Below are 18,205 nucleotides of genomic sequence, written 5' to 3' on the forward strand. Positions count from 1 at the left end.
TCCGACTTAGGGCCTGGGCCGTACAGAGGCGGCAACCCGCACTGCACGCGACACGCCGTGCAGTACGGCTACCAGCGGCGCATGGTTTCGTGTCGTGTCGTGTCGTGTCGTGTCGTGTCGCGTCGTGTCGCGTCGCGTCGTGTCGTGGCCGGCCGCGACGACGCGCCGCCGCCAGCCGCCGCCTCACGCACTCACACCGTGGACAGGATCTGCTCGCGCCGACGCGCGTACTCGGCCGTGTCGATCAGTCCCTGCGCCTTCAGCTGCTCCAGCACGCGCAGGCGCTGCTCGACCGAGTCGGTGGGCGGCAACGGCGGCGGCGCCGCGGCCGGCGGCCGGTGCCGCTGGGCGCGGATCGCCAGCCACACCACCACGCCGATCAGCAGCGGGAACGCGAGCACGACCAGCAATACGAGCCAGTGCCAGATGCTGAATCCACCCATCGCGTGCTCCTGCCGGCGGCGTGCCGATCCTGGCGCTTACTTCGCCTTGCCCTGGTTGGCCACCGCTTCGGCCGCCTTCTTCGCCGCTTCCGGATCGCCCAGGTAGCGGTAGGACTGCACCTGCAGGTCGTCGTCCAGTTCGAACAGCAGCGGGATGCCGGTGGGAATGTTGAGTTCGAGGATCTCTTCGCGCGACACGTCGTTCAAGTATTTGTACAGCGCGCGCAGCGAGTTGCCATGGGCGGTGACCAGCACGGTCTGCCCGGCCTTGAGCTGCGGCGCGATGGCGTCGTGCCAGTACGGCAGCACGCGCTCGAGCGTGGTCGCCAGCGACTCGGTGGCCGGCAGCGCGTTGCGGTCCAGGGTGGCGTAGCGGCGGTCGTGCAGCGGATGGCCCGGATCCTGCGCGTCCATCGGCGGCGGCGGGATGTCGTAGGAACGGCGCCAGATCTTGACCTGGTCCTCGCCGTGCTTGGCCGCGGTCTCGGCCTTGTCCAAACCCTGCAGACCGCCGTAGTGGCGTTCGTTGAGGCGCCAGCTCTTGTGCACCGGCAGCCAGTCCTGGTCCAGTTCCTTCAGCGCGCCCTGCAGGGTGTGGATGGCGCGCTTGAGCACCGAGGTATGCGCGACGTCGAACTGCAGCCCCTCCTCGCGCATCAGCCGGCCGGCGGCCACGGCTTCCTGGCGGCCCTGCTCGGTCAGGTCGACATCGACCCAGCCGGTGAAGCGGTTATCCAGGTTCCACTGGCTCTGGCCATGGCGCAACAGTACGAGTTTGCGGGTCACTGCGACGGTCTCCGTTGGGGAATGCGTGGGTCGTGCGGCCCTGGATTGTAGCTCGTGGCTGGGAATGGGGAATCGGGAATGGGGAATCGCAACGGCGGAGTCCCCAGCAAGTCGGGCACCCGGGCGCGCCCTGATCGCCAGCCGCCACTCGGAACCGGCTTCCCCGATTCCCCGTTCCCGACTCCCCATTCCCGCCCCCTCCACACCCCAGCCACGAACATGGCACGATCATCGGCGCATGGAGACTTCTTCGCACCCCGTATTCGGCGACTGGGACGGCAGCATCGTGCAGGCGCGCGCGCTGCAGGCGACGCTGGCGCACCAGGTCAGCCTGCAGGACGACGTCCCCGACCCGCCGCGCTGGCTGGCCGGTTTCGACGTGGGCTTCGAGGACGATGGCCAGGTCACCCGCGCCGCCGCGGTGCTGCTCGATGCGCAAACCCTGCAGCTGCACCAGGCCGAGGTCGCCCGCGTGCCCACCGCGATGGCCTACGTGCCCGGCCTGCTCAGCTTCCGCGAACTGCCGGCGCTGCTGGCCGCGCTGGACCTGCTGCGGCAGCGTCCGGACCTGGTGTTCGTCGACGGCCAGGGCATCGCCCATCCGCGCCGGCTCGGCATCGCCGCGCACTTCGGCGTGGTCACCGGGCTGCCCAGCATCGGCGTGGCCAAGACCCTGCTGGCCGGCCGCTTCGACGAACCCGGGCCGCAGCCCGGCGACCACAGCCCCATCGTGCACCGTGGCGAGATCGTCGGCTGGGCGCTGCGCAGCAAGCTGCGCTGCAATCCGCTGATCGTCTCGCCCGGGCACCGCGTGGCGGTGGACAGCGCGCGGCAGTGGACCCAGCGCTACCTGCGCGGCTACCGCCTGCCGGAACCGACCCGCCTGGCCGACCGGCTGGCATCGCGCCGCGGCGCGATGCCAGCACCGGCCGCGGACACCGGATCGTTGTTCTGAACCGGGCGCCGCGGCCGGCGGCCGCGTCGATCATCGGTTGCTGACGACGATGCCGTTGTCGACGATGTGGAGGGACATGCCCGCCGGACGCGGGCGCGCGAAGAACTGGACATTGACGCTGGCCATGCCGCTGCCGGCGGCGCAATCGGCGGTCGCCATGCCGATCGCCGTATAGCGGACATTGGTGCGCAGAGTCGGGCCGGCGACGCGATGGCCGTCGGCGACCGGGTAGCAGCCACTGCCCTGTCCGCCGCTGACCAGCAAGGCCTTCGCATCCCACAGATCGTTGATGATCTCGGTGGGCACGTTCATGTCCGGCACGCCTTGCGCCTGGGCCGAGAACGCGGCGCAGGCGACGAGGGCGGCACCGAGGCACGATGGGAGGGGGCGCCGACGGCAGACGCTGGATGCGGATTTCATTGCGCTAGCTCCTTGTGGGAAGAGGAATCGATGCCGCGCCGTGCACGCCTGCGCTCTGCGCGGCCGGTGTGGCGCGACCCGATTATTCACAGGCGCACGGCACCGTCGCAGACAAGCAGCTTGCGCAATTCACACTATGCAATTCCGGCGCAGCGGCATCACCGTGCGACATACCCCGGCATGGCGCAGGATAGGTCGTGCCGGCGCGCAACAGCGCATGCGGGACAGTCCATCTTGTGGTGGCGCCGCACCCCGGCCGCCGCGCATGCGAAGCTTCGCTTCCGTCCCTGCCACCGCGAGCGCCGGCATGCCCACCCTGATCGCCCCCCGCGTCCACGATATCGGCGGCCTCGAAGTGCGCCGCGCCGTCCCCAGTGTGCAGGCGCGCAGCGTCGGCCCCTTCGTCTTCATCGACCACATCGGGCCGGCAGTGTTCGAGCCGGGCCACGGCGTGGACGTGCGCCCGCATCCGCATATCGGCCTGGCCACGGTCACCTTCCTGTGGTCCGGCGAGATCGGCCACCGCGATTCGCTCGGCTCCGACCAGGTGATCCGCGCCGGCGACGTCAACTGGATGACCGCCGGCCGCGGCATCTCCCACTCAGAGCGCACGCCGACGGCGTTGCGCGAACATGCGCACCCGCTGCACGGCATGCAGACCTGGGTGGCGCTGCCGAAATCGGCGGAAGAGACCGCACCGGCGTTCTACCACCATGCCGCCGCCAGCCTGCCGCAGCAACGCCGCGACGGCGCGTGGCTGCGGGTGATCGCCGGTCGCGCCTACGGCGAGGAATCGCCGGTGACGGTGTTCGCCGACACGCTCAACGTGGCCCTGGACCTGGAGGCGGACGCGGAACTCGACCTGGACGCCCGGCACGCCGAGCGCTCGCTGTACATTCTGGAGGGTGAGGCGCAGCTGGACGGCGTGGACATCCCGGCGCGGCACCTGATCCTGCCCGAGCCGGGCGCGCGCGGGCGGCTGCGCGCCAAGACCCCGCTCAAGGCGATGCTGATGGGCGGCGAACCGCTGGATGGCCCGCGCCACCTGTGGTGGAACTTCGTGTCCAGTTCGGTCGAACGCATCGAACAGGCCAAGCAGGACTGGCGCGAGGGCCGCTTCGGGACCATCCCCGGCGACGATCAGGAATTCATCCCGCTGCCCGAACCGGGCCGCTGAGGCCGCGGCAGGCCCGTCTTGGGCCGTGCAGCCCTACACGCGAGATGCCGCCGGCCGCGTCCGCCTTTGTACGCCACCGCCCGCGCAGTGCCGCCACGCCGTACCGTGCGTGCGGAAATCCCGGAATCCGCATCCCAATTGTCAGCGCAGCCGCGCTGGGCTATGGTGCAGGCGCGGCGCTGCTCGCGTGGCCGCACACGGGACACGCACTGCGTCGGGGGATGCACTGCCGGGATCCCACACAGGATGGGCGCTCCCGCAGACGACGCCACGGGCGTGCGTATGGATCGAACGCGTCGCAACGCGGCGTATGGGGAACATCGCGAATGAAGACACTCTTGCGCAAGGCGCTGCTGACCGCTGCGGCGGCGTTGCCCGCCGCTGCCGCCACCGCGCAACAGGCGCAGAACTGCCCGCCGCTGCCGCCGCAGAGCAAACTGCAGTGGAGCGAGCGTAGCGACACGGGATTCATCGTCTGCCGCGCCAGCGACGCCGACGGACGTCAGGTGCTGGGCATGATGCTCACCGCACGCGATCCGAACATTCCGCTGCAGCGCAATCTGCGCGAGGAAAAGGGCGCCATCGCCGGCGAGCAGGTGTACTGGTACCGGCCGGACCTCGGCGGTGCCGAGCTGCCGGGCCTGGCCTCGCGCCGGATCGCGGTCGCGGAACTGAAGAAAGGCCAGTTCGCCCAGGTGTGGATCGACGCGGCCGACACCCAGGAACTGCAGACCCTGCAATCGCTGGTGCAGGGCCTGGACATGCGCCAGTCGAGCCTGGCGCTGGAGCGCTGAGGCCGGCGGTCCGCGATACGACGTGGGAGCGGCGTCAGCCGCTCCTACGACGGCATAGCGCACAGACAGCGGGTGCGCAACGTGCCCCTCAGAAGCGCCCTTCCTGGAAATCGACGAAGGCCTGCATCAGTTCCTGGCGCGTGTTCATCACGAACGGCCCGTGCCGCGCCACCGGCTCGCGCAACGGCCGGCCGGCGACCAGGATCAGCCGCGCGCCCTGCGCGCCGGCCTGCAGCTGCAGCAGGTCGCCGCCACCGAGCACCGCCAGCGTCTGCGCCGGCAGCACCCGCGCCGCCTCGCCCTCGCCCAGCGCCGCGTCGCCCTCGAACATGTAGGCGAAGGCGTTGTGCCCGGCCGGCAACTCGAACGCCCAGCGCGCGCCCGCGTCCAGTGCGATGTCCAGATACAGCGGATCGGTGGCCGGCTGCGCGATCGGGCCATGCACCTCGCCGACCTGGCCGGCGATCACTTTGACCGTCACTCCGGGCGCCGGCTGCGCCACCGGAATGCGCTCGGGCGCGAACTCCTGGTAGCGCGGCGCGGTCATCTTGTCGCGCGCCGGCAGGTTCACCCACAGCTGGAAGCCGCGCATGCGCCCTGCTTCCTGCTCCGGCATCTCCGAATGCACCAGGCCGCGGCCGGCGGTCATCCACTGCACGCTGCCCGGGGTCAGCAGGCCCTCGTTGCCGTGGTTGTCCTTGTGCCGCATGCGCCCGTCGAGCATGTAGGTGACGGTCTCGAAGCCGCGATGCGGATGGCTGGGAAAGCCGCCGATATAGTCCTCGGCACGGTCGGTGCCGAACTCGTCGAGCAGCAGGAACGGATCCAGCTCGGGCAGCGCAGCGCCGCCGATGACGCGGGTCAGCTTGACCCCATCGCCGTCGGCGGTGGCGTGGCCGCGGATGGCGCGCAGGATGCGCGCGGAGGCGACGGTGGTGGAAGCGGTCATGGTGAGCGATCTCCTGATGAGATTCCCACCATGGGTGCCGCCGCCAGCGCGCCCAACCGCGACCGGCGCAACCCATCGTTCCATCGCCTGCGGCGGAGCGACCGCTGCTCCCTTCTCCCCCCGGGAGAAGGTGCCCCGCAGGGGCGGATGAGGGTCCGGGCGCAGCCTGGTGCAGCGTCCGGCAGCGCAAGCCTGGGTTTACGAGGGGCTTCGCCCCCTACCCTCACCCCAACCCCTCTCCCGGGGGGAGAGGGGCTAAAGCGCGTGCGGTGGCGCCTTCTCCCGTTCGAAGCCATGACGTCCCTTCTCCCCCGGGAGAAGGTGCCCCGCAGGGGCGGATGAGGGTACGGGCGCAGCCTCGTGCAGCATCCGACAGTGCAGGCAAGTTTTGCGAGATCTTCGCCCCGCACCCTCACCCCAACCCCCTCCCCGTAGGCGCGAGGCCACTGTCTACGACCAAAGTACTAGGCCGGCGGCCCTCCCCGCCATTGACCCCCCAGGCCATCGAGGCGACCCTTGCACGCACCTTGTGGGGGAGTGTTCTGATGAAAGGGTTTTCCAAGCTGGCCTGGGCCGCACTGGCCGTGGTCGCGGCGTTCTGTCTCGGCACCATCGCCCTGCGCCGCGGCGAACATATCAACGCGCTGTGGATCGTGGTGGCCGCGGTGTCGATCTACCTGATCGCCTACCGCTTCTACAGCCTGTTCATCGCCGACAAGGTGATGCAGCTCGACCCCACCCGGGCCACGCCGGCGGTGCTCAACAACGACGGCCTGGACTACGTGCCGACCAACAAGCACGTGCTGTTCGGCCACCACTTCGCCGCCATCGCCGGCGCCGGGCCGCTGGTCGGGCCGGTGCTGGCCGCGCAGATGGGCTACCTGCCCGGTCTGCTGTGGCTGGTGGTCGGCGTGGTGGTCGCCGGCGCGGTGCAGGACTTCATGGTGCTGTTCCTGTCCAGCCGCCGCAACGGCCGCTCGCTCGGCGACCTGGTGCGCGAGGAAATGGGCCAGGTGCCCGGCACCATCGCCCTGTTCGGCGCGTTCCTGATCATGATCATCATCCTGGCGGTGCTGGCGATGGTGGTGGTCAAGGCCCTGGCGGAAAGCCCCTGGGGCATGTTCACGGTGATCGCGACCATGCCCATCGCGATCATGATGGGCGTGTACATGCGCTACATCCGCCCCGGCAAGATCGGCGAGATCTCGGTGGTCGGGCTGATCCTGCTGCTGGCGGCGATCTGGTTCGGCGGCAAGGTCGCCGCCGACCCGACCTGGGGCCCGGCCTTCACCTTCACCGGCACGCAGATCACCTGGATGCTGATCGGCTACGGCTTCGTCGCCTCGGTGCTGCCGGTGTGGCTGCTGCTGGCGCCGCGCGACTACCTGTCCACCTTCCTCAAGATCGGCACCATCATCGCCCTGGCGATCGGCATCCTGGTGGTGATGCCGGAACTGAAGATGCCGGCGCTGACCCAGTTCGCCGCCAGCGGCGACGGCCCGGTGTGGAAGGGCGGCCTGTTCCCGTTCCTGTTCATCACCATCGCCTGCGGCGCGGTGTCCGGCTTCCATGCGCTGATCTCCTCGGGCACCACGCCCAAGCTGCTCGCCAACGAGTCGCACATGCGCTACATCGGCTACGGCGGCATGCTGATGGAATCGTTCGTGGCGGTGATGGCGCTGGTGGCGGCCTCGATCATCGACCCGGGCGTGTACTTCGCGATGAACAGCCCGGCCGCGGTGATCGGCGCCGACGTCGCCTCCGCCGCGCACCACATCAGCACCACCTGGGGCTTCGCCATCACCCCGGAGCAACTGACCGCCACCGCCGCGGCGATCGGCGAGCCGACCATCCTGCATCGCGCCGGCGGCGCGCCGACGCTGGCGGTGGGCATCGCGCAGATCCTGCACCAGGCCATCCCCAACAGCAGCGACGCGATGATGGCCTTCTGGTACCACTTCGCGATCCTGTTCGAGGCGCTGTTCATCCTCACCGCGGTGGATGCCGGCACCCGCGCCGGCCGCTTCATGCTGCAGGACCTGCTCGGCAACTTCGTGCCGGCGCTGAAGAAGACCGAGTCGTGGACCGCCAACATCGTCGGCACCGCCGGCTGCGTGGCGCTGTGGGGCTACCTGCTGTACACCGGCGTGGTCGATCCGTTCGGCGGCATCCAGACGCTGTGGCCGCTGTTCGGCATCTCCAACCAGATGCTGGCCGGCATCGCGCTGATGCTGGGCACGGTGGTGCTGTTCAAGATGAAGCGCGACCGCTACGCCTGGGTGACCGCGGTGCCGGCGGTGTGGCTGCTGATCTGCACCACCTACGCCGGCCTGATCAAGATCTTCGACGCCAATCCGTCGCAGGGCTTCCTGGCGCAGGCGCACAAGTTCCAGGACGCCATCGCCAGCGGCACCGTCACCGCGCCGGCCAAGTCGGTGGCGCAGATGCAGCAGATCGTCACCAACGCCTACGTCAACACCGGGCTGACCGTGCTGTTCCTGTTCGTCGTGTTCGCGGTGCTGGTCTACGCGATCAAGACCATCCTGGCCGCGCGCCGCAACCCGCAGCGCAGCGACCGCGAGACCGCGTACGTGGCCTTGCAGCCGCACCAGATGGCGGACCTGTAATGGGCGGCGCGCTGGTTCCGGTCGGGCAGTACCAGGCGCACCGCCGGCTGTGGCGGCGCCTGGTGCAGACCGCGCGGCTGTGCTGCGGCATCCCCGACTACGACAACTACGTGCGGCACGTGCTGGAGAAGCACCCGGACCGGCAGCCGATGGACTACAAGACCTTCTTCCGCGAGCGCCAGGAGGCGCGCTACGGCGGCAAGAGCGGGTTTCGGTGTTGTTGAAAGGCCGGGATTGGGGAGTCGGGATTGGGGATTGGTGGCCGGCGCCTGAAGGCGCTTGACCATTCGACCGGATCACACGGCGGCCAAAGTGCTGAAGAACGCGGCGATGCCTGGGACAGGCATCGCCGTTTCGCTGTTGAGCGCCGGGATTGGAGCGGGATTGGGGATTCGTCGCGTGCCGCCTTCGGACAATCAGAGTTCTGAGCTGATCACAGACGGCCGCCAACGCTCGGAGAGCAGTGCCAGCGTCGCTGTTGTGGGAGTCGCTTCAGCCGCGAGGCCTTCCCGATAGCGCGGTGCGGCGGGAGCCGCTCCTACGAACAGAACGACATTCCACGATGCCGGGCGCTCGCGGAAACCTCCCATTCCCCAATCCCGATTCCCGAATCCCGGCGCTTCAGGCCGCCGCGGCCCGCACCAGTTCCGCATAGGTCTGCGGCAACTCGCGCATGTGTTCCATCACCGCGGCCACGCCGAGCTGGCGCAGGGTCGCGGCATGCCCGGCGGGAATGTGCGCGGCGCCGGTGAAGCCGATCACGGTCATGCCCGCGGCCAGCGCGGCGCTGGCGCCGGTGGCGCTGTCCTCGATCACCAGGCAGCGTTCCGGCGCCGCGCCCAGCGTCTGTGCCGCCAGCAGGTACACGTCCGGCGCGGGCTTGGGCCGCGCCACCATGTCGGCGCTGAAGATGCGCTCGCCGACACGCTCGCGCAGGCCGGCGCGCGCCACCGACGCGACCACGCTCTCGCGCACGCTGTTGGAGGCGACCGCCAGCGGCAGCGGCAACGCCAGCAAGGCCTCGCGCACCCCGTCGATCGGCTGCACCTCGGCGGCGATCAGCGCCTCCGAGCGCGCGCGGATCTCCTGGCACAGGCCCGGCGGCAGGTCCAGCGCATAGTGCCGTTGCACGCGCAGCACGATCTCCTGCGCGGTGAGGCCGAAGCTGCCGGCAAGGAAGCGCTCCAGTTCGGCCCGCGGCACGTAGGCGCCCAGCGCGTCGAGCATCACTCGGTCGGCCAGCACCTCGCTGTCGACGAGCACGCCGTCGCAATCGCTGATCAACAGGTCGAAGGGGGTCGCCGTCATCGCGCGCTCCTTGGGGAAAACCGTCATTATGCCGCCCTGCACATGTCCCTGGCCTGTGCAGCCGCCTGCAGCAGCGGTGCCACGCGCGATCGCGCACGGGCAGCAGACGCGCGCCACGCCGGCACACGCGGCGCGATGCTGTACCTGCGGCTGCGCGCGCGCAGCTGCCACGTGCCCGCACTACACACGCGCACGCAGCGCGATGCCTGCACGCCCGCCCGTCCGCGACGGCCTGCCCGGCGCTCCCCGTTTCCGTTGGTTTCCCGTTAAACCGCCTGCGCCCCGTGGAGATGTCGCCCGCAATCCGGGGAAATCGTCACAAAACCGCCGCAACCGCGCGGCCATCGGCTGCTAGCATCGGCAACGGCGCCAGGACGCGCGCCGTCATCCAGGACCGCGAACAGGAAAGGAGCCTTGCATGCGTAAGCCCGTCCCCGCCCTGATCGCACTCGCGACCTCGCTGTTCTTCTCGGTCAGTTGCGCCGCACAGCCCGGCGCCAAGGAGCATTCCGCCATGTCAGCCACGCTGCAGGACCATTCGGTCGCCTTCCGCGACCCCGCACTCGCCGACATCGCCGCCGCCATCGCGCGCGGCGACGTCGCCCGCATCGCCGCCCTGGCGCCCAGCACGGACCTGTCCGCGCACGGCGACCAGCACCTCACCCTGCTCGAATGGGCCATCTGGAACGAACAGCCACGCGCACTGGCGGCGCTGCTCGACGCCGGCGCCGACCCGTCGCTGCCGGGCATGGACCAGGAAACCGTGGTGCACATGGCGGCCATGGCCAAGGATCCGCAATACCTGCAACTCCTGCTGCAGCACGGCGCCCCGGTCGACCCGGTGAGCGCGCGCGCGAACTGGACGCCGCTGTTTCGCGCCGTGCAGAGCAAGCGCGACGCGCAGATCGAGATGCTGCTCAAGGCCGGCGCCGATCCCAAGCGGGTCGACGCCACCGGCAACTCGCTGCTGCACCTGGCCGCGCAGAGCAGCGCCGGCAATCCCTGGGTGCCCAAGCTGCTGCAGGCCGGGGTCGATCCGAGCCTGCGCAACGCGCAGGGCAAGACCTTCCAGGCGTACTTCTTCAACACGCCCGAGCGCCTGCTCAACGCCAGCGCGCAACAGACCCGCAACGCCGTGCGCGACTGGCTGAGCGCCCACGCCATCCCCCTGGAAGCGACCCGCTGATGCGGTCGGTCGCCACACTCGCACGGAGCCGCGCATGAACCAGAGCGATCTTTCCCCGTCCGACCCGTCCACCTCCTTCTCCGAAGCGGCCCGCGGCCAGCAGCCGCAGGCGGTGGACCGGCAACTGCCGCCGCTGCTGCAGGACCTCTACCACACCGCCGCCGAGCGCCGCGCCGGCGGCGCCGAGACCTTCGCCGCGCTGCCCGATGGCTGGTCGCGCATGGACGACGCCGCGCTGCAGCGCGCCGGCATCGATCCCCGCCTGCAGCACGACGCCAAGAGCGGCTTCGACGCCGCGTTCTACCGCAATCCGCAGGGCAACGTGGTACTGGGGTTCTGCGGCACCGACGAACTGAAGGACTGGAAACACAACCTCGGCCAGGGCCTGGGCTTTTCCGACGCGCAGTACGCCTCGGCGATCCAGCTCGGCAGCCAGGCCAAGCAGGCCTTCGGCGACAACCTGCTGATCTCCGGGCACTCGCTGGGCGGCGGCCTGGCCGCGGCCTCGTCGATGGTCAACGACGTGCCAGCGGTGACCTTCAACGCCGCCGGCGTGAACAACAAGACCCTGGAACGCGAAGGCCTGAACGCCGAGGCCGCCAAGGCTTACGCCGCCGACGGGCTGATCCGCGGCTATCACGTCAAGAACGAACTGCTGACCTACCTGCAGGAAGACAACCTGCTCACCCGCGGCCTGATGCCCGACGCCGCCGGCCGCCAGATCCAGCTGCCGGAACCGGACCCGCTGTCGTTCGGTCAGCGCCTGATCCCCGGCATGATGCTCAAGCACCGCCTGGACCTGCACGGCATCGATTCGGTGATGAAGGCCGAGGACCTGGCGCAGAATCAGAGTCAGGCCCAGGCGCAACCGGGCACGCTGTCCACCGGCAGCCGCCTGTTCAACGACGCGGTGGTGCAGTTGGACGGGCAACGCGACCGGCTCGGCCTGCACGACGACGCGGCCTTCCTCAACACCGCCGCCAGCGTCGCCGCGCACGCCGGCCGGGATGGCCTGCAGCGTATCGACCAGGTGCTGCCCAGCCGCGATGGCGACCGCCTGTTCGCGGTCCAGGGACAGCCGGAGAACCCGGCGCACCTGCGCAGCCAGGTGCAGACCGCAGCCGCGGCCCACGAGCCGTCGCAGGCCAACGTCGGCCAGTTGCAGCAGCAGAACGTGCAGGCGCCGCCGCAACAGCAGGAAGAGCGGCAGCGCAGCGTCGCGATGCAGCACTAGCGATCGCCCCGCAGCGGCGCTGCGGCGCCCTTGCAAGCAGCACCGCGACGGAGGTCTCCGGAACGCCTTCGTCGCGGCGGCTCCGGCCGCTACAGCGGGGTGAGGCGCCTCACCCCGCCCCGGCCATCGCCCGCAACACGATCCCGACCAGATAGGCCAGGTAGGTACCGGTGGCGTAGCCCATGGTGCCCAGCAACACCCCGACCGGGGCCAGCGCAGGATGGAAGGCGGCGGCCACCACCGGCGCCGAGGCCGGGCCGCCGACGTTGCTCTGCGAGCCGATCGCGAAGTAGAAGAACGGCACCCGCAGCAGCTTGCCCAACGCCAGCAGCAACAGGATGTGCACGACCAGCCAGATCAGGCCGAGCGCGAAGATCCAGGGCCGGTCGAACAGCGCCAGCAGATCCATCTGCATGCCGATGCAGGCGATCAGGAAGTACAGCAACAGCGTGCCGATGCGCGAGGCGCCGGCGCCCTCGAGGGTGCGCGCGCGGGTGAAGCTGAGCAGCAGGCCGAAGGTGGTCGCCAGCACCACCACCCAGACGAACGGCGAGCCCAGGCTGAACTGCTTGGCCCAGCTGACGTTGGCGTCGAACCAGGCGGCCGTCGGCGTGGCGATCGCATGGGCCAGGCCGACCGCGCCGAAGGCGACGCCGACGATCAGCATCAGGTCGGTAAGGCTGGCCACGCGTTCGTGCTGGGCCTGGAAGCGCGCGATGCGCTGCTTGAGGTCGTCGATGCCGCGGGTGTCGGCCCCGCTGCGCGCGTCGATGGCCGGCGCCCGCGGCGCCAGGAAGATCAGCAGCGCCATCCACACGTAGCCGACGCCGACGTCGACCACCGCGAACTGGCCGAAGGTGGTGGCATCGACCTGGAACACCTCGCGCATCGCCAGCATGTTGGCGCCGCCGCCGATCCAGCTGCCGGCCAGCGCGGCCATGCCGGCCCAGGTGTCGCCGGCCACGGTGACCGGATGCAGCCACTTCATGATCTGGAACGCCGCCACCGCGCCGAGCATGATGCTGAAGGACGCGCCCAGGTACATCGCCACCAGCTTGGGTCCCAGCCGCAGGATGCCCTTGAGATCGACGGTCAGGGTGAGCAGCACCAGCGCCGCCGGCAGCAGCACGTCGCGCGCAACCGGGTTGTAGAGCGAATTGTGTTGTCCGTCGATCAGGCCGACGGTGTTGTAGATGCCGGGAATCAGGTAACACAGCAGCAGCGCCGGCACGATGCCGTAGAAGCGCTTCCAGAATCCCGACGGCCGCGCCGCGCTCCAGAACACCGCCCCCAAGGTGGCGGCGATCAGACCGAAGATGACGATGTCGTTGGTGATCAGGGGCGTCGAGGGCATTAGGCGGTGGGCTGGGGTTCGGGATTCGGGATTCGGGATTCGGGATTGGCGGTTGGCGGTTGGCGGTTGGCGGTTGGCGGTGAGACAAGGATCAAAAAAGCAGCCAATGCGCGCGCGTTCGCGAAGCGGACGCGCCGCAAGCCCCCTGCTTTTTGTGGGAGGGGCTTCAGCCCCGACGCCTTACCGCTAAAGCGTCGGAGCTGAAGCCCCTCCCATAACGGCTATCGGATTGCTGCGATCGCGGGAAAGCTCCCCAATCCCCAATGCCCAATCCCGAATGCCCAATCCCGGGACCTGGGCCATGCCCCAGAAAGGAGCCCGGGAAACCCGGGCCCCAGGTTCCTCACTGGCCGATATGCTGCTTCAGCCAGCCATTGACCGTGTCGTGCCACATGAGACTGTTCTGCGGCTTGAGCACCCAGTGGTTCTCGTCCGGGAAGTACAGGAACTTGGACTCGATGCCCTTGCTCTGCAGCGCGCCGAACGCGGCCAGGCCCTGCTCCATCGGAATGCGGAAATCCTGCTGGCCATGGATCACCAGCATCGGCACCTTCCACTTGTCCACGTGCAGGATCGGGTTGAACTTCTCGTAGCCGGCCGGGTTCTGCCACGGCGTGCCGCCGTTCTCCCACTCGCTGAACCACAGCTCCTCGGTGGCGTAGCCCATCATGCGGTTGTCGAACACGCCGTCGTGGTCGACCAGGCACTTCCACGGCTGGTTCCAGTTGCCGGCCATCCAATAGACCATGTAACCGCCGTAGCTGGCGCCCAGCGCGCAGGCCTTGTCGCCGTTGAGGAAGCCGTACTGCTTCTGCGCCGCGGCCCAGCCCTTCTGCAGGTCTTCCAGCGGGCGGTCGCCCCAGTGCTGGCTGATCGCGTCGGTGAAGGCCTGGCCGTAGCCGGTGGAGCCGTGGAAGTCGATCATCACCACCGCATAGCCCTGCCCCGCATAGGTCTGCGGGTTCCAGCGGTAGCTCCAGCCGTTGCCGAAGCTGCCCTGCGGGCCGCCGTGGATCAGGAACGCGACCGGATAGGTCTTGCCTTCCTGGTAGTTGTAGGGCTTGACCACGTAGCCGTGCACCGTGTCGTTGTTCCAGCCCTTGAACGAGAACTGCTCGTAGTCGCCGAACTTCACATCGGGCAGCATCTCGCCGGCGCTGGGGGTGATGGCGCGCGGCTGCTGGCCGTCGGCATCGGCGACCACGATCTGGTCGCCGCTCTTGAGGCTGTTGCGGGTGAAGGCCAGGGTGTTGCCGGCCAGCACCGGCGCGCCGACGCTGCCATCGGCGGCCACGGTGCGGACCTTGCCGGTGGCCACGTCGACCGCGAACAGCGGATGCTGGCCCATGTCGTCGGCGGTGGTGTACACGGTGGCGCCGTCGGCCGACAGCACGATGTCGCCAGCCGAGCGATCCCACTGCGGGGCGATCTCGCGGGTCTTGCCGCTGGCCACGTCCATCGCCATCAGGCCGAAGCGGTCGGCCTCGAAGCCGGGGCGCTTCATCGCGCGGTAGAACAGGGTCTTGCCGTCGGCGGAGAACACCGGGCCGGCGTCCCAGGCCGGATTGGACGCGGTCAGGTTGACCGGCGCGGCCTTGCCGGCGGCGTCCAGGCGGTACAGGTCGAAGTTGGTCGACCACGGTTCCTTGCGGCCGGCCACGCGCACGCTGGCAACCAGGGATTGCCCGTCCGGCGCCCAGATGTAGTCCTCGTTGCCGCCGAACGGCTTGGAGGGAATGTCGCCGGCCAGGGTCACGCTGAGCGCCGAGGCGCCGACGACCGGCTTGGCCTTGGCGCCGGTCGGCAGCGGCGCAACGAACAGGCTGTTGCGGCGGCCGTCGTTCCAGGCGTCCCAATGCCGGACGAACAGGTGATCGAAGACCTCGCCGCTGCTCTTGGCGTGCTTTTTCTCCTCCACGCGCTTGCGCGTGCAGTCCAGGTCCGAACCGCACTCCTGGAACACGCTGGCACTGAAGGCCACGCGGTCGCCCTGCGGCGCGATGCGGTAGGTGTCCACGTCCAGCGCGAAATCGGTGAGCTGGCGCGGCGCGCCGCCGGCCAGCGGCAGCGCGTACAGCTGCTGGCGGCCGGACTTGGCGCTGAGGAAGTACACGGTCTTGCCGTCGGCCGACAGCTCCGGCGAGTTGACGTTCCAGCCGTCCGGGGTCAGCCGCTTCGGCGGCGCCGCATCGCGGGTACGCAGGTCGCGCAGCCACAGGCTGGTGCTGGATTTCTCCAGCGCCTTGTCCATCTGCCGCTTGGCGAAGACCACCGTGCCGCCGTCGGGCGTCAGCAGCGGCGAGGACACCCGGTCCAGCGCGACCATGTCGCGGACATCGAAACCGCGGGTGGCGGCCAGCGCGGGTAGCGCGGTCAGCAGGGCCAGGGGCAGCAAGGCGTAGCGCAGGGTCATCGGGTATCTCCGGAACACGGCAAAACGTCGATGGTAGGGGCCGTGGTGGGCGTGGTGCAAAGGACTGAAGTCATGGAGGGGCCGGGAATGGGGAATCGGGATTGGGGATTGGTAAGCGCGAGGCGCTGGCTCGGCTGGGGCTACGAAGATCCGCACCGGCCAGGTGGTGGAGAGCGGGCGGACCGCGGCCCTGCGCGCGGCTGGATGAGAGGGGGATCGGCAGTGATAGCGCGATGCGCCGGCTTGGCCAAGCGCAGGAAGCCGGTGCCGGAGCTGGCCTTGGTGGTGAGAGCGACATCGGCAAGCGCACGCGGCTGGGCGCGATTCGCTCTTGGACCAAGCGATGCACGCGGTGCGGATCAGCCGGCGAGAAACGGAGGCGGCACGCGGCGCGCTGGCGCGGCCGCAAACACGAAGCCCGGCGCGGGGCCGGGCTTCGGATGTTGCGTTGCGGCAGGCCGTTGCGCCGATTACGCGCGCGGTGCGGCCGCGGCGTCGCCCTTGCGGCCGGTGCGGTACAGCAGCCAGCCGACGAAGGCCAGCAGGGCCAGGCCGTACCACTGGTTGAGGTGGAACGCCTCCGGCAATGCCAGCACGTCGGCGCGGCCGGAGGCCACGATCGGCACCGCGATGGCGATGCCCATCAGTGCCTCGCCGGTGATCAGGCCCGCGGCGAACAGCGTGCCCGGACGGTGCACGCGGTCGCGGCCCTCTTCGTCGTCGGCGCGGATCTTGTGGAAGCGCTCGACCAGATGGGTCAGCAGGCCGCCGAGGAAGATCGGCACCATCAGCTCCAGCGGCAGGTAGATGCCGATCGCCGCGGCCAGCACCGGCACGCGGAAGCGCTTGCCGGTCTTCTTCAGCCACTCGTCCAGGGCGATGATCGCCGCGCCGACGCCGGCGCCGATGGCGATCATGCTCCACGGCAGCTCGCCGCCGAACAGGCCCTTGGCCACCGACGCCATCAGCGTGGCCTGCGGCGCCGCCAGCGCATTGGGGTGCTGCGGCGTGGCCGCGCCGATGCCGTAGGCCTGGGCGAGCAGGTTCAACACCGGCGCCATGATCAGCGCGCACGAGAACGCACCGATCGCCAGCATCAGCTGCTGCTTCCACGGCGTGGCGCCGACCAGGTAACCGGCCTTCAGGTCCTGCAGGTTGTCGCCGCCCACCGCGGCGGCGCAGCACACCACCGCGCCGATCATGATCGCGGCGACCGCGCCGATCGGCGAATCGCGCCCGAGCAGCAGCACCAGCACCGCCGAGGCGAACAGGATGGTGGAGATGGTGATGCCGGAGACCGGGTTGTTCGACGAGCCGATCAGGCCGGCCAGGTAGCCGGACACCGACACGAACAGGAAGCCGGCGACGATCATGATGAGGGTCATCGGCACGCTGACGTGCCACTGGCCGACGATGGCCTGGTACAGGCCCAGCAGCGGCAGCGTGCACAGCAGCAGCGCCACCAGCATCCACTTCATCGGCAGGTCGCGATCGGTATCGGCCACCACGCCGCCGCCGGTGCTCTTGCGCGCGGCGGCGAACCCGCTCTTGACGCCCGACAGCAGCGACTTGCGCAGCGAGAACAGGGTCCACACCCCGCCGATCAGCATCGCGCCCACGCCCAGGTAGCGCACCTTGGCCGCCCAGATGCCGAACGCGGCCTCGGCCGCCGGCGCATTGGCCAGGCTCTGCGCCAGCGCCGGGTCGGAGCCCATGAAGAACTGCTGGTACAGCGGGATGGCGAGGTGCCAGGACAGGATCGAGCCGGACAGCACCACGATGCCGACGTTGAGCCCGACGATGTAGCCCACGCCCAGCAGCGCCGGCGACAGGTTGGTGCCGACGTAGCCGACCATCTTGCTGCTGCCGATGTAGGTGGCCTGCGCCCAGGTATCCGGGATCACCTTCAGGCCGCTGGCCGCACCGAGCTTGACCAGCCCGCCGATCGCCGCCGACAGGCCGAGGATCTTCAGCCCCGGCCCGGGATTCTCGCCGGCCTTGAGCACTTCCGCGGCGGCCTTGCCCTCCGGGAACGGCAGCGGATCCTCGACGATCATCGAGCGCCGCAGCGGCACCGAGAACAGCACCCCGAGCAGGCCGCCCATGCCGGCGATGCCCAGCACCCACCAGTATTTGAAGTCCGGCCAGTAGCCCATGATCACCAGCGCCGGGATGGTGAAGATCACCCCCGCCGCGATCGAGGAACCGGCCGAGGCGCCGGTCTGCACGATGTTGTTCTCGAGGATGGTGCCGCCGCCGAGCAGGCGCAGCACCCCCATCGACACCACCGCCGCCGGAATCGCGGTGGCGATGGTCAGGCCGGCGAACAGCCCGAGGTAGGCATTGGCGGCGGACAGCACCACGGCCAGCACGATCGCCAGCACCACGGCACGGAACGTGAGCTGGCGCGGCGCGGCAGCGTTGTTCATGGTTACCCCTGAAACGACAAAAACGCTCTGCACGCTAGCGTCTGGGGCGAGGCAAGTCCAGCCTCCTGCCGCCCAGCTTGTGGCACATGCCTGGGGAGCGGGGATTGGGGATTGGGGATTCGTAGAGGCA

The 18,205-nt window shown here is 69.6% G+C and carries 15 protein-coding genes; 7 read left to right on the forward strand and 8 right to left on the reverse strand.

The window, feature by feature from the left end; all coding sequences use genetic code 11:
• Positions 1 to 191: 191 nt before the first annotated feature.
• Both AC1PME_RS13110 and gpmA read right to left on the reverse strand, forming a co-directional pair.
• Positions 192 to 443, reverse strand: a complete 252-nt coding sequence (locus AC1PME_RS13110; RefSeq protein WP_481096096.1) for an SHOCT domain-containing protein — start codon at positions 441 to 443, stop codon at positions 192 to 194.
• 36 nt (positions 444 to 479) lie between these two features.
• The gene (gene gpmA / locus AC1PME_RS13115) at positions 480 to 1,229 is read right to left on the reverse strand and encodes a 2,3-diphosphoglycerate-dependent phosphoglycerate mutase (RefSeq protein ID WP_481096097.1); all 750 of its coding nucleotides are present in this window, start codon (positions 1,227 to 1,229) and stop codon (positions 480 to 482) included.
• 238 nt (positions 1,230 to 1,467) lie between these two features.
• On the opposite strand from gpmA, the gene nfi reads away from it, so the two are divergent.
• Complete coding sequence (nfi, locus tag AC1PME_RS13120; RefSeq protein WP_254458435.1) at positions 1,468 to 2,184, forward strand: deoxyribonuclease V; 717 nt, start codon at positions 1,468 to 1,470, stop codon at positions 2,182 to 2,184.
• A gap of 30 nt (positions 2,185 to 2,214) precedes the next feature.
• Here nfi and AC1PME_RS13125 read toward each other — a convergent pair whose 3' ends face one another.
• Positions 2,215 to 2,604, reverse strand: coding sequence for a hypothetical protein (locus AC1PME_RS13125; RefSeq protein WP_307551198.1), 390 nt, complete (start codon positions 2,602 to 2,604; stop codon positions 2,215 to 2,217).
• Positions 2,605 to 2,911: 307 nt separating this feature from the next.
• Here AC1PME_RS13125 and AC1PME_RS13130 point away from each other — a divergent pair, with 307 nt between their 5' ends.
• Positions 2,912 to 3,781 (forward strand): pirin family protein, encoded by an 870-nt coding sequence (locus tag AC1PME_RS13130; protein ID WP_481096098.1) that lies wholly within the window; start codon positions 2,912 to 2,914, stop codon positions 3,779 to 3,781.
• 326 nt (positions 3,782 to 4,107) lie between these two features.
• Positions 4,108 to 4,575 (forward strand): hypothetical protein, encoded by a 468-nt coding sequence (locus tag AC1PME_RS13135; protein WP_254458438.1) that lies wholly within the window; start codon positions 4,108 to 4,110, stop codon positions 4,573 to 4,575.
• An 88-nt stretch (positions 4,576 to 4,663) separates the two neighbouring features.
• On the opposite strand, the gene AC1PME_RS13140 is transcribed toward AC1PME_RS13135, so the two are convergent.
• Entirely contained in the window at positions 4,664 to 5,524 is an 861-nt protein-coding gene (locus tag AC1PME_RS13140; RefSeq protein ID WP_307551203.1) for a pirin family protein, read from the reverse strand.
• Positions 5,525 to 6,069: 545 nt separating this feature from the next.
• Between AC1PME_RS13140 and AC1PME_RS13145 the strand changes: the two genes are divergently transcribed.
• Together AC1PME_RS13145 and AC1PME_RS13150 are read left to right on the forward strand one after the other, a co-directional pair.
• Positions 6,070 to 8,151, forward strand: coding sequence for a carbon starvation CstA family protein (locus AC1PME_RS13145; RefSeq protein WP_254458440.1), 2,082 nt, complete (start codon positions 6,070 to 6,072; stop codon positions 8,149 to 8,151).
• The gene (locus AC1PME_RS13150; protein WP_254458441.1) at positions 8,151 to 8,375 is read left to right on the forward strand and encodes a YbdD/YjiX family protein; all 225 of its coding nucleotides are present in this window, start codon (positions 8,151 to 8,153) and stop codon (positions 8,373 to 8,375) included. The genes AC1PME_RS13145 and AC1PME_RS13150 overlap by 1 nt, the downstream gene beginning before the upstream one ends.
• Positions 8,376 to 8,772: 397 nt before the next feature.
• On the opposite strand, the gene AC1PME_RS13155 is transcribed toward AC1PME_RS13150, so the two are convergent.
• A complete protein-coding gene (locus AC1PME_RS13155) occupies positions 8,773 to 9,459 on the reverse strand; it encodes an HAD-IA family hydrolase (RefSeq protein WP_481096099.1) in 687 nt (228 codons plus the stop codon).
• Positions 9,460 to 9,877: 418 nt separating this feature from the next.
• Between AC1PME_RS13155 and AC1PME_RS13160 the strand changes: the two genes are divergently transcribed.
• Both AC1PME_RS13160 and AC1PME_RS13165 read left to right on the forward strand, forming a co-directional pair.
• A complete protein-coding gene (locus tag AC1PME_RS13160) occupies positions 9,878 to 10,645 on the forward strand; it encodes an ankyrin repeat domain-containing protein (RefSeq protein ID WP_481096100.1) in 768 nt (255 codons plus the stop codon).
• A gap of 34 nt (positions 10,646 to 10,679) precedes the next feature.
• A complete protein-coding gene (locus AC1PME_RS13165) occupies positions 10,680 to 11,879 on the forward strand; it encodes a Tle-like phospholipase domain-containing protein (protein WP_307551208.1) in 1,200 nt (399 codons plus the stop codon).
• 109 nt (positions 11,880 to 11,988) lie between these two features.
• Here AC1PME_RS13165 and AC1PME_RS13170 read toward each other — a convergent pair whose 3' ends face one another.
• The 3 genes from AC1PME_RS13170 to AC1PME_RS13180 all read right to left on the reverse strand — a co-directional run bounded on the left by AC1PME_RS13170 (position 11,989) and on the right by AC1PME_RS13180 (position 18,075).
• Positions 11,989 to 13,233 (reverse strand): DUF819 family protein, encoded by a 1,245-nt coding sequence (locus tag AC1PME_RS13170; RefSeq protein ID WP_307551210.1) that lies wholly within the window; start codon positions 13,231 to 13,233, stop codon positions 11,989 to 11,991.
• A gap of 343 nt (positions 13,234 to 13,576) precedes the next feature.
• Entirely contained in the window at positions 13,577 to 15,646 is a 2,070-nt protein-coding gene (locus AC1PME_RS13175) for a S9 family peptidase (protein ID WP_481096101.1), read from the reverse strand.
• A gap of 470 nt (positions 15,647 to 16,116) precedes the next feature.
• A complete protein-coding gene (locus AC1PME_RS13180; protein ID WP_481096102.1) occupies positions 16,117 to 18,075 on the reverse strand; it encodes an OPT family oligopeptide transporter in 1,959 nt (652 codons plus the stop codon).
• Between the last annotated feature and the right edge of the window lie 130 nt (positions 18,076 to 18,205).

It is taken from the genome of Xanthomonas sp. NCPPB 901 (genome assembly GCF_056725085.1).

Bases quoted from the DNA above. Each gene is read 5' to 3' on its own strand.
- nfi (WP_254458435.1), top strand. From the start codon at position 1,468: ATGGAGACTTCTTCGCACCCCGTATTCGGCGACTGGGACGGCAGCATC.
- AC1PME_RS13170 (WP_307551210.1), bottom strand. From the start codon at position 13,233: ATGCCCTCGACGCCCCTGATCACCAACGACATCGTCATCTTCGGTCTG.
- AC1PME_RS13160 (WP_481096100.1), top strand. From the start codon at position 9,878: ATGCGTAAGCCCGTCCCCGCCCTGATCGCACTCGCGACCTCGCTGTTC.
- AC1PME_RS13175 (WP_481096101.1), bottom strand. From the start codon at position 15,646: ATGACCCTGCGCTACGCCTTGCTGCCCCTGGCCCTGCTGACCGCGCTA.
- AC1PME_RS13145 (WP_254458440.1), top strand. From the start codon at position 6,070: ATGAAAGGGTTTTCCAAGCTGGCCTGGGCCGCACTGGCCGTGGTCGCG.
- AC1PME_RS13135 (WP_254458438.1), top strand. From the start codon at position 4,108: ATGAAGACACTCTTGCGCAAGGCGCTGCTGACCGCTGCGGCGGCGTTG.
- AC1PME_RS13180 (WP_481096102.1), bottom strand. From the start codon at position 18,075: ATGAACAACGCTGCCGCGCCGCGCCAGCTCACGTTCCGTGCCGTGGTG.
- AC1PME_RS13155 (WP_481096099.1), bottom strand. From the start codon at position 9,459: ATGACGGCGACCCCCTTCGACCTGTTGATCAGCGATTGCGACGGCGTG.
- AC1PME_RS13130 (WP_481096098.1), top strand. From the start codon at position 2,912: ATGCCCACCCTGATCGCCCCCCGCGTCCACGATATCGGCGGCCTCGAA.
- AC1PME_RS13125 (WP_307551198.1), bottom strand. From the start codon at position 2,604: ATGAAATCCGCATCCAGCGTCTGCCGTCGGCGCCCCCTCCCATCGTGC.
- AC1PME_RS13140 (WP_307551203.1), bottom strand. From the start codon at position 5,524: ATGACCGCTTCCACCACCGTCGCCTCCGCGCGCATCCTGCGCGCCATC.
- AC1PME_RS13110 (WP_481096096.1), bottom strand. From the start codon at position 443: ATGGGTGGATTCAGCATCTGGCACTGGCTCGTATTGCTGGTCGTGCTC.
- AC1PME_RS13165 (WP_307551208.1), top strand. From the start codon at position 10,680: ATGAACCAGAGCGATCTTTCCCCGTCCGACCCGTCCACCTCCTTCTCC.
- AC1PME_RS13150 (WP_254458441.1), top strand. From the start codon at position 8,151: ATGGGCGGCGCGCTGGTTCCGGTCGGGCAGTACCAGGCGCACCGCCGG.